Annotated in this window: 11 protein-coding genes and 1 pseudogene; all 12 read left to right on the top strand. The window is 53.6% G+C overall.

Annotated elements, in window-relative coordinates; translation table 11 throughout:
- The coding region (locus E0E29_RS15710) for a transposon-encoded TnpW family protein (RefSeq protein ID WP_130850908.1) at positions 1-128 on the top strand (128 nt) is incomplete at its 5' end.
- Between the two features lie 41 nt (positions 129-169).
- A pseudogene (locus tag E0E29_RS15705) lies at positions 170-988 on the top strand (VirD4-like conjugal transfer protein, CD1115 family); the annotation flags it as partial.
- A 134-nt stretch (positions 989-1,122) separates the two neighbouring features.
- A complete protein-coding gene (locus tag E0E29_RS15700) occupies positions 1,123-1,338 on the top strand; it encodes a Maff2 family mobile element protein (protein ID WP_005934794.1) in 216 nt (71 codons plus the stop codon).
- 94 nt (positions 1,339-1,432) lie between these two features.
- Positions 1,433-1,648: a Maff2 family mobile element protein gene (locus tag E0E29_RS15695; protein ID WP_058966956.1), complete on the top strand. Its 216-nt coding sequence runs from the start codon at positions 1,433-1,435 to the stop codon at positions 1,646-1,648.
- A gap of 39 nt (positions 1,649-1,687) precedes the next feature.
- Entirely contained in the window at positions 1,688-2,557 is an 870-nt protein-coding gene (locus E0E29_RS15690; RefSeq protein ID WP_005934793.1) for a VirB6/TrbL-like conjugal transfer protein, CD1112 family, read from the top strand.
- A complete protein-coding gene (locus E0E29_RS15685) occupies positions 2,547-3,140 on the top strand; it encodes an MT-A70 family methyltransferase (RefSeq protein WP_082669689.1) in 594 nt (197 codons plus the stop codon). The genes E0E29_RS15690 and E0E29_RS15685 overlap by 11 nt, the downstream gene beginning before the upstream one ends.
- On the top strand, positions 3,128-3,616 hold the full coding sequence (locus E0E29_RS15680; RefSeq protein ID WP_058966960.1) for an XF1762 family protein: 489 nt from the start codon (positions 3,128-3,130) through the stop codon (positions 3,614-3,616). Before E0E29_RS15685 ends, E0E29_RS15680 begins: the two co-directional genes overlap by 13 nt.
- Positions 3,585-3,965, top strand: coding sequence for a PrgI family protein (locus E0E29_RS15675; RefSeq protein ID WP_005934790.1), 381 nt, complete (start codon positions 3,585-3,587; stop codon positions 3,963-3,965). The genes E0E29_RS15680 and E0E29_RS15675 overlap by 32 nt, the downstream gene beginning before the upstream one ends.
- Position 3,966: 1 nt before the next feature.
- Positions 3,967-6,366 carry a VirB4-like conjugal transfer ATPase, CD1110 family gene (locus tag E0E29_RS15670; protein ID WP_058966961.1) on the top strand — a complete coding sequence of 800 codons (2,400 nt, stop codon included), beginning with the start codon at positions 3,967-3,969 and terminating at the stop codon, positions 6,364-6,366.
- Between the two features lie 17 nt (positions 6,367-6,383).
- Positions 6,384-6,977 (top strand): hypothetical protein, encoded by a 594-nt coding sequence (locus E0E29_RS15665; protein ID WP_058966963.1) that lies wholly within the window; start codon positions 6,384-6,386, stop codon positions 6,975-6,977.
- A gap of 152 nt (positions 6,978-7,129) precedes the next feature.
- Positions 7,130-7,960 (top strand): DNA-methyltransferase, encoded by an 831-nt coding sequence (locus E0E29_RS15660; protein WP_242622526.1) that lies wholly within the window; start codon positions 7,130-7,132, stop codon positions 7,958-7,960.
- Positions 7,960-10,164 carry a C40 family peptidase gene (locus E0E29_RS15655; protein WP_058966965.1) on the top strand — a complete coding sequence of 735 codons (2,205 nt, stop codon included), beginning with the start codon at positions 7,960-7,962 and terminating at the stop codon, positions 10,162-10,164. Before E0E29_RS15660 ends, E0E29_RS15655 begins: the two co-directional genes overlap by 1 nt.
- Positions 10,165-10,180: the final 16 nt, after the last annotated feature.

Here is a 10,180-nt window from a genome sequence, read left to right as displayed (position 1 = left end):
GCCCGACTGTCAGAAAGCAGATCGGCAAGACCACCTATATCGTCCGTGTGCATTTCAGCCAGACCGCAAAAGAAACGATGGAGGACAAAATCAAGCGTCTGCTCCGTGAGGAAGTCCGCAAAATGTGACTTCTTTTTGAATTTGATGAAAAAGTCCTTGACTTTTCGTCTCTGGCAAAACCGCGAAGTCGATTTTGATTTCCTGCGGTGCAAGGCTTGCGCCCTTCGACATCGCAGAGCTGCGGGAGCTGATGAGTTACGATGAGATGGAGCTGGACACCATCGGAGACCGGAAGACGGCGCTGTTCGTCATCATTTCCGATACCGATGACACCTTCAATTTCGTCGTGGCAATCATGTATTCCCAGCTCTTCAACCTTCTCTGCGACAAGGCAGATGACGTTTACAACGGACGGCTTCCCGTCCATGTGCGCTGTCTGCTGGATGAGTTTGCGAACATCGGTCAAATCCCGAAGTTTGATAAGCTCATCGCCACCATCCGAAGCCGGGAAATCTCGGCGTCAATCATCTTGCAGTCCCAGTCTCAGCTCAAGACCATCTACAAGGATGCGGCTGACACCATCACGGGCAACTGTGACTGCACACTTTTTCTTGGCGGCAAGGAGAAATCGACCCTCAAGGAAATCAGCGAGGTGCTGGGTAAGGAGACAATCGACCTTTACAACACCTCAGAAACCCGTTCCAACAACAACTCCTATGGCTTGAATTATCAGAAAACCGGCAAGGAACTGATGTCTCAGGATGAGATCGCCGTCATGGACGGAGCAAAGTGTATTTTGCAGCTTCGAGGCGTGAGACCTTTTCTCAGTAACAAATACGACATTACGAAGCATCCAAAGTACCGGCAGCTCTCCGACTATAACAAGCGGAACGCCTTTGACATCGAGAAGTACCGGCAGCACAAGCTGGTAGTCAAGCCCGATGACACATTCGACCTCTATGATATGGGCGAGGTCGATGCAGATTAAAGCCCCGTCGCTGCACTGCGCAGTGGGTAAAGCCTGATGGCTCATCCCAAAGCAGAACAGCGACGGGGCATCTTTTTTTATGCCCATTTTCAAAAAAACACACTCAACTTTCATCGATTCAAGGAGGAAAATCTATGGCTTTTATCAATCAGGCTGTCACGGTTCTTCAGACGCTCGTTATCGCCCTCGGCGCAGGTCTCGCAGTGTGGGGTGTTGTCAACCTCATGGAAGGCTACGGCAACGACAACCCCGGCGCCAAGTCTCAGGGCATCAAGCAGCTCATGGCTGGCGGTGGTGTGGTGCTGATCGGTACGACCCTCATTCCTCTGCTCTCCGGTCTGTTCGGTTAATCCGGCAGCCGCGCAGAAGTAACCATCGGGGCGGGTGCCGGAAAAGGCACTCGCCCTTCACAATTCACCAACGATTTAAGGAGGAAATTCAAGTATGGCATTTATCAATCAGGCAGTTACGGTTCTCCAGACGCTTGTTATCGCCCTCGGTGCGGGTCTTGCGGTGTGGGGAGTTGTCAACCTCATGGAAGGCTACGGCAACGATAATCCTGCGGCTAAATCTCAGGGTATCAAGCAGCTCATGGCTGGCGGCGGTGTGGTGCTGATCGGCACGACCCTCATCCCCCTGCTCTCCGGTTTGTTCGGCTAATCCACGGCAAGCCCAGCTTAACCGAAGGGTGGTGAAATATTGGGCAGCATTTTAGAAAAGATCGAACAAGCTCTCAAGGATATGCTGATCGGATGGATCGAGAGCAACCTGACCAATATGTTCACCGATGTCAACGAGAAGGTAGGAACGATTGCCGCCGAAGTTGGGCAAACACCGTCCGGCTGGAACGGCGGCGTGTACCAGATGATCCGGGGACTATCTGAAAACGTGATAGTCCCCATCGCTGGTATCATCATCACCTTCGTTTTGTGCTACGAGCTGATTTCTATGATCACCGAGAAAAACAACCTTCACGACATGGACACATGGATGTTCTTCAAGTGGTTTTTCAAGGCGGCTGTGGCGATCTATCTCGTAACACACACGTTTGACATCGTGATGGCAGTATTCGACATCGGGCAGAACGTAGTTTCCGGTGCAGCAGGAGTAATCCACGGCAACACGAGCATTGACATTGACGCGACGATTGCGCAGATGCGTACCGGCATGGAGAACATGGGCGTCGGAGAACTGCTCGGACTGTCGATAGAAACGCTCCTGATCAGCCTGTGCCTCAAAATCATGGCGATCCTCATTACGGTTATTCTCTACGGGCGCATGATTGAGATTTACTGCACCGTGAGCATTGCGCCTATTCCCATCGCAACCATGAGCAACCGCGAATGGGGCAGCATCGGCACGAACTATCTGAAAGGCTTGTTCGCTCTGGCATTTCAGGGCTTTCTCATCATGGTCTGCGTCGGCATCTATGCAGTGCTGATCAACGGCATGATCATCGCAGACAACATTCATTCGGCTCTGTTCTCTGTGGCAGCGTACACGGTCATTCTGTGCTTCTCGCTGTTCAAGACCGGAAGCCTCGCAAAATCCATCTTCCATGCGCACTAAGGAGGTCGGCAGCATGAAGAAGTACAGCATCATCTACGCCGATCCCCCTTGGGCGTATCGGACTTACTCCAAGAAGGGGCAGGGACGGTCGGCAGAAAGCCACTACCCGACAATGTGCATTGAGGACATCAAGGCGCTTCCGGTTGGTGAGCTTGCCGCCAAGGACTGCGCTCTGTTCCTCTGGATCACGTTCCCGTGCCTCTGTGAAGCACTCGAAGTGCTGACGGCATGGGGATTTTCCTATAAGACCGTAGCTTTTGTATGGGTGAAGCAAAACCGCAGGAACGACGATCTCTTCACCGGCATGGGGTACTGGACAAGGGCGAACGCCGAAATCTGCATCCTCGCCACAAAGGGACATCCGAAGCGAGTTGACGCCGGTGTGCGTCAGGTCATCCTCAGCCACATCGAAGAGCATTCCAAAAAGCCGGATGAGGCGCGGAAGCGCATTGTTCGGCTCATGGGAGACCTTCCCCGCGTAGAGCTTTTTGCCCGTCAGTCTCCCGAAGGCTGGGACGTTTGGGGCAACGAGGTCGAATGCACGGCTCATCTTCCTATGGAGGAAGCACCATGCTGCGGCTAAAACCCATCTCTCTTCGTGACGCCAACGAGTATGTCCGGAAGTATCACCGACATCACAAGCCGGTTGCCGGTCACAAGTTTTCCATCGGCTGTGAAGCAGACGGTGAACTGGTCGGTGTAATCATCGCCGGGCGTCCCGTCAGCCGGTATCTGGATGACGGCTTCACATTGGAGGTTACAAGGCTATGCACCAACGGGGCGAAGAACGCTTGCAGCTTTCTCTACGGTGCGGCGGCAAGAGCTGCTGCGGCTATGGGCTATAAGCACATCATCACCTACACGCTGGAAAGCGAAAACGGTGCAAGCCTTCGGGCTTCCGGCTGGATTTGTCAAGGCAAAGCGGGTGGGCTTCGCTGGACGGGCAAGCGTCAACCGAAGGAGGATCAATATCCCGCACAAATGAAGCTGCGCTATGAAAAGCAGCTTAGAAAGGAGGAAACAGTCAATGGCATTTGTTCCGGTCCCGAAGGACCTTAACCGCGTCAAAACGAAGGTCATGTTCAACCTGACCAAGCGGCAGCTCATTTGTTTTTCCATCGCTGCGGCGGTCGGCGTCCCGATCTTCTTTCTGGCGAAGGCGCATCTCGACTTGTCTACGGCGGCAATGCTGATGGTGGTGATCATGCTCCCGTTCATCTTCTTCGCGCTTTACGAGAAGGACGGTCAGCCCGCCGAAAAGTATCTGTACCACATCGTACAGTCCATGTTTATCCGGGACAAGGTGCGCCCCTATCGCACAAACAATCTCTACGCTGAGATTCAGCAGAAAATCAAAGAACAGGAGGAATTGCAGCTTGAACAACAGCACAGTAAAGGCAAAGCCTAAGATGACGGTCAAAAACGGCGTCGTTTACGGCAACGCCCTTTCCGCTCAGGAAAAAAAGCGGATCGTCACGCAGAAGAAAAAGGACAGGAAGGCAAAGAAAGTCCGCAAGTCCGCCCAGCAGACCATTCCCTATGTGGAAATGTGCCGCGACGGTATCTGCAAGGTAAATAGCCGCCTCTACACGAAATCCATCGCCTTTGAGGACATCAACTACCAGCTTGCGCAGAACGAGGACAAAACTGCCATCTTTGAAGCATGGTGCGACTTTCTGAACTACTTCGACAGCTCGATCTTCGTCCAGCTCTCCTTCATCAATCAGAAGGCAAGCCTCAATGAGTTCCGCAAGCGCATCAACATTCCGGCACAGGAGGACGCCTTCAACGACATCCGCTCCGAGTATTCCGGTATGCTGCAAAACCAGCTCACCAAGGGCAACAACGGACTGGTCAAGAGGAAGTACATCACCTTCGGCATTGAGGCAGACTCCCTCCGCACGGCAAAGCCGAAGCTCGAACGCATTGAAACCGACATTCTCAACAACTTCAAAACCCTCGGTGTGAGAACCGAGCCGCTGTCTGGTTATGAACGGCTGAAAGTGCTTCATGATGTGTTTAACATGGACACCAATGAGCCGTTCCGCTTTTCCTTCGATATGGTTGCCCGGACGGGACTCAGCACAAAGGACTTCATCGCGCCCACTTCCTTTGACTTCCGTGAAGGCAAGTGCTTCAAGATGGGCAAAACCATCGGCGCGGCGAGTTTCCTGCAAATCCTCGCGCCGGAACTCAATGACCGTATGCTTGCCGACTTCCTTGAGATGGACAGCAACATCACGGTCAATTTTCATATCCGGACGATTGACCAGGCAAAGGCAATCAAGAGTATCAAGTCGAAGATCACCGACCTCGACAAAATGAAGATCGAGGAACAGAAAAAAGCAGTCCGCTCCGGCTACGACATGGACATCATCCCGTCCGATCTCGCTACCTTCGGCGGCGAGGCAAAGCGTCTGTTGCAGGATCTCCAGACCCGCAACGAGAGACTGTTCCTCGTGACCATCCTCATCATGAATACGGCAACCAATCGCCAGAAGCTCGAAAATGCGGTGTTCCAGACCGCCGCCATTGCCCAAAAGTATAACTGTGCGCTCAAGCGTCTTGACTTTCAGCAGGAGGAAGGGCTGATGTCCTCTCTGCCTATCGGCGTCAATCAGGTGGAGATCGAACGCGGGCTGACCACTTCCAGCACGGCGGTTTTCGTGCCGTTCACCACGCAGGAGCTTTTTCAGGGCGGCGAAGCTCTCTACTACGGGCTGAACGCGCTGTCCAACAACATGATCATGGTTGACCGCAAGCAGCTCAAAAACCCCAACGGGCTGATCTTGGGTACACCCGGTTCCGGTAAGTCCTTCTCTGCCAAGCGCGAAATGACGAACGCCTTCCTCATCACGGAGGATGACATCATCGTCTGCGACCCCGAAGCCGAGTATTTCCCCCTCGTGCAGAAGCTCGGCGGTCAGGTCATCCGCATCTCGCCGGTCAGCACGGATTACATCAATCCGCTGGACATCAACACGAACTACTCCGAAGAGGAAAACCCGCTGACGTTGAAATCCGACTTCATCCTCTCCATGTGTGAGCTGATTGTCGGCGGCAAGGACGGCTTGCAGCCGGTTGAGAAGACCATCATTGACCGCAGTGTTCGCATGGTCTATCAGGAGTTTCTTGCAGACCCCAAACCGGAGAAAATGCCAATCCTCGAAGACCTCTACAACATTCTGAGAAATCAGAAGGAGCCGGAGGCACAGCGCATTGCAACTGCCCTTGAAATCTATGTTCACGGCTCTCTGAACGTCTTCAATCACAGAACGAATGTGGATGTCAACAACCGCTTTGTCTGCTATGACATCCGCGAACTCGGCAAGCAGCTCAAAAAGCTCGGTATGCTGATTGTGCAGGATCAGGTGTGGAACAGAGTTACCCTCAACCGCGCCCAGCACAAGGCAACGCGCTACTACATGGACGAGTTCCACCTTTTGCTGAAAGAGGAACAGACCGCCGCATACAGCGTGGAAATCTGGAAGCGTTTCAGAAAGTGGGGCGGCATCCCGACCGGCATCACGCAGAACGTCAAGGATCTGCTTGCGTCCCGCGAGGTAGAGAACATCTTTGAAAACTCAGATTTTGTCTACCTTCTGAATCAGGCATCCGGCGACCGGCAGATTCTCTCGAAGGCGCTGAACATCTCGCCCAGCCAGCAGAACTACATCACCAATTCCAACGCCGGTGAGGGGCTGATCTTCTATGGCTCGACCATCGTTCCCTTCAAGGACGATTTCCCGAAGGACACCCAGCTCTACCGCATCATGACCACCAAACCCGAAGAAACCGTACAGAACTGATAGGAGGATTTTTGAATATGAACAACAAGATGATTACCATTCCCTATGCGGACGCTATCGAATACGGAGAGAACACCTCCGCGCTGTTTAAGGCTCTGTGGGAGCTGACCGATCTGATCCGACTGGAAAGCGATCTCAAGAAGCATCATCGCGCCTACCTCCATGTGAGGGAGGACATCGACGAAAAGGTCAAGGAGGCGCGTCAGATTATGACCAAGGTATCTGTGGATATGATCGGTTTCTACTTCAAGATTGATGTTCCCAAGTGCTGCAACAGCGACGAGAATACCCCTTTCGCTGACGCGGCGGATGATGAAGCCGTATCTATCCCCAAGGACAAGTATGAGCTGATGATCGACGATCTGCTCACGATGTCCGAAATCATTCAGTGCGTCGCAGATATGCGCACGCAGGATGTGAAGGCAATCCGCGAGTTCAGCAAGTTCGTCCCCGCCTTTGCCGCCTTTGAGAAGAACCGCCTGAGCCTCTATCGTGAGGCGGCGAAGGAAGCCGAGGAAATCTTCGACCGTTGGGCAGACGAGATTGACGATCTCGACGAGGACTTCATGGAAGACGAGGACTACGAGCCGGACGAGTATTACTCCGACTGATATGCGCTCAAATCCGAAGAAAGGAGCTGGTTTTTATAGAGCTTGACATCATTCATACCGGCGATTGCCTTGAAATCCTGAAAGCCCTGCCCGATGATAGCGTTCATTGCTGTGTGACGTCCCCTCCGTATTACGCGCTCCGCGATTACGGCATGAAGGCTCAGATCGGCAGAGAGACAACGCCGAAGGAATATATCTCGCGCCTGACGGAAGTGTTTACCGAAGTCAGGCGCGTTTTGCGTCCGGATGGAACGCTCTGGCTGAACATCTCGGACACCTACGCTGGAAAGGGCAATCAGGGAGATTTCATTGACCCGAAGAACCCCTACGGCAGAAACGGTCAGGCTGTGGCTCTCAACAACAAGGTTGAGGGCTGCAAGCCGAAGGACATGATCGGTATTCCGTGGATGCTGGCTTTTGCCCTCCGTGATACCGGCTGGTATCTGCGCAACGACATCATCTGGATGAAGGATAACCCCATGCCGGAAAGCGTCAAAGACCGCTGCGCCCGTTGCTATGAGCATATCTTTCTGTTTTCCAAGTCCAAGAAGTATTTCTTCGACTACAAGGCGATCTCCGAGCCGATTGCCCCTGCAACGGCAAAACGCCTCAAGCGCGGCATGAAGGGCGGCAACAAATACGGAAAGCCCGTTCCCGGTCAGCCTCAGCCGCAATCCATCAACCGCCCGCGTGAGCATGGCGAGATCAAGGAAGCAGACATCAATCCGCTCCGCAACAAGCGCGATGTCTGGAAGATCAACACCGTCCCCTTCAAGGGCGGTCACTATGCCGCCTACCCTCCGAAGCTGGTTGAAACCTGTCTTCTCGCCGGTTGTCCAGAAGGCGGCATTGTGCTTGACCCCTTTATGGGAAGCGGCACAACCGGCATGGTTGCCGCGCAGATGGGGCGGCATTTTGTAGGCGTAGAGCTGAACCCAGAATACACCGAGCTTGCCTACAAGCGGATCGGAGGTGAAATCTGATGCCCAAGGAACCGGAACTCAAAGCCCGCGACAAGGTAGTTCTGCGGATGACGCGAGACGGCGCGGTCGAGAAAAACCTGACGGCTGGCAACGAGCAGCGTGTGTCAAAGCGGCTGGAAGAAGCAGAGTTGGTGAAGTCCGCTGAGACAGTCGCGCCTTCCGAAGCTCTTTCTGCGGAGGAACAGAAAAAGGTGCAGATGCGCCGTCAGCATCGTCAGTTTCAGGCGGAACACGCCGAGGATAACGACACACAGCCGCCCTCGGAAACGTCCGTCACAGAAGAGAAAAGGGCAGAAAATCCACCCCAGAATGCACCTGAACCGCTGCCCTCGGAAACGCCGTTCAATCCCCCTGTTTTGGAGCAGCACGGCGTTTCTTCGCATACCGGCACGGTGATTGCCGAAACGGTTGTCACCCACAAGCTGCGCAAGACCTCTGCGGTTGAAGCCGTTGATGCAGATGCCGTTCTCACTCAAGCGGCGGAGACTGCCTCTGCAAAGCCGCTCTCGGACGATGCCGTCCCGCCCACGAAGCGGATGCAGAAGCTCGAAAGGAAGTCTGAGAAGGCACATGAGCGTCTGGATGCTGCCCGTGAAAAGCTGCCCACGCACAAGGTTCTCAAGAAAGAGCGTGTCTTTGATGAAGAGACCGGAAAGGGCAAAACCCGCCTTCATTTTGAGGATGAGCTGAAAAAGCCCAAGAGCAAAGGCAAGCTGCAATTTGAGGCAGATAAAACCGTCCGCAAGGTCGGTGACACCCTTGCTTCCGGCATTCACGGCAAAATCCATGAGGTCGAGCAGGAAAACTCGGCGGTTGAGGCGGCGCATAAAACAGAGATTGCCGCTGAGACCGCTGCGAGGCATTTCCGTCATCATCGGGAAAGCAGCGTCAACAAGCCTTATGAGAAGGTTTCCAAGCTGGAACACAAGGCGGATGTAGCTGACGCCAAGCTCCAATATGAGAGAAATCAGCAGGAGCATCCTGAGATGAAGAAGCAGAACATGAACAAGCACTACCAGAAGCAGAACATCAAGAAGGAATATGCCGCCGCTCGAAATGCCGGGTCTCAGACCGTCGGGACTGCCACAAAAAGCACCGGCAAGAAGCTCAGTGAGAAGGCGTCTGACAAGATCAAGGAGTTCTTTGAGAAGAACAAGAAGGTCTTCATCTGGATCGGCGTCGGAATTGCCCTTCTCGTTTTGCTCGGTGCTGGAATCAGCTCGTGTTCGATGCTCACCTCTACCGGCTCGTCGGTTATCGCTTCCTCTTATCTCAGCGAAGATGACGCGATGCTGGGCGCGGAGGCGCAGTATTGCCGGATGGAGCAAGAGCTGCAACACTATCTCGACACCTACGAAAGCACTCACAACTATGATGAATACCACTTCGATCTGGACGATATTGAGCATGACCCCTATGTGCTGATCTCCATTCTCTCGGCTCTCCATGAGGGCGAGTTCACGCTGGATGAGGTGCAGGGTACGCTCCAAATGCTGTTTGAAAAGCAGTACATCCTCACCGAAGAGGTTATCGTCGAAACCAGATACCGCACGGAAACCGACACATGGACGGACGCAGACGGCAACACGCACACGGAAACCTATCGCGTCCCGTATGACTACTACATCTGCAACGTGAAGCTCGAAAACTTCAATCTCTCCCATGTCCCGGTCTACATCATGTCTCAGGAACAGCTTTCCATGTACGCGACGTATATGTCGGTGCTGGGCAACCGCGAGGATCTGTTCGGTAACTCCCCCTATGTGGACAAGTACATCACAAATCCTCCCGCCGACTACGATGTCAACCCGGAATACCTGAACGACGAGAAGTTTGCGACACTGATCACCGAGGCGGAAAAGTATCTCGGTTATCCGTATGTTTGGGGAGGCTCCAATCCCGACACGTCCTTTGACTGCTCCGGCTTCGTCAGCTACGTTCTCACGAACAGCGGACTTGTAAATACCGGACGATTGGGCGCACAGGGGCTTTACAACGTCTGTACGCCGGTTTCAAAGGCGAATGCACAGCCCGGTGATCTTATCTTTTTCGTCGGGACGTATGACACCCCCGGCGTGTCTCACGTCGGCATCTACGTTGGTGATGGGGTCATGATCCACTGCGGCGATCCCATTCAGTACACATCTATCAACTCTTCCTATTGGCAGCAGCATTTCTACGCCTTCGGAAGACCCGCCTATTAAAAGAAAGGAGTTTTGC

Origin of the sequence: Intestinimonas timonensis, from assembly GCF_900626145.1 — a bacterium.
Taxonomy (GTDB): Bacteria; Bacillota; Clostridia; order Oscillospirales; family Oscillospiraceae; genus Intestinimonas; species Intestinimonas aquisgranensis.
This window is presented reverse-complemented; position numbering and strand designations above follow the sequence as displayed.

Bases quoted from the DNA above. Each gene is read 5' to 3' on its own strand.
- E0E29_RS15700 (WP_005934794.1), top strand. From the start codon at position 1,123: ATGGCTTTTATCAATCAGGCTGTCACGGTTCTTCAGACGCTCGTTATC.
- E0E29_RS15695 (WP_058966956.1), top strand. From the start codon at position 1,433: ATGGCATTTATCAATCAGGCAGTTACGGTTCTCCAGACGCTTGTTATC.
- E0E29_RS15685 (WP_082669689.1), top strand. From the start codon at position 2,547: ATGCGCACTAAGGAGGTCGGCAGCATGAAGAAGTACAGCATCATCTAC.
- E0E29_RS15680 (WP_058966960.1), top strand. From the start codon at position 3,128: ATGCTGCGGCTAAAACCCATCTCTCTTCGTGACGCCAACGAGTATGTC.
- E0E29_RS15675 (WP_005934790.1), top strand. From the start codon at position 3,585: ATGGCATTTGTTCCGGTCCCGAAGGACCTTAACCGCGTCAAAACGAAG.
- E0E29_RS15670 (WP_058966961.1), top strand. From the start codon at position 3,967: ATGACGGTCAAAAACGGCGTCGTTTACGGCAACGCCCTTTCCGCTCAG.
- E0E29_RS15665 (WP_058966963.1), top strand. From the start codon at position 6,384: ATGAACAACAAGATGATTACCATTCCCTATGCGGACGCTATCGAATAC.
- E0E29_RS15660 (WP_242622526.1), top strand. From the start codon at position 7,130: ATGAAGGCTCAGATCGGCAGAGAGACAACGCCGAAGGAATATATCTCG.
- E0E29_RS15655 (WP_058966965.1), top strand. From the start codon at position 7,960: ATGCCCAAGGAACCGGAACTCAAAGCCCGCGACAAGGTAGTTCTGCGG.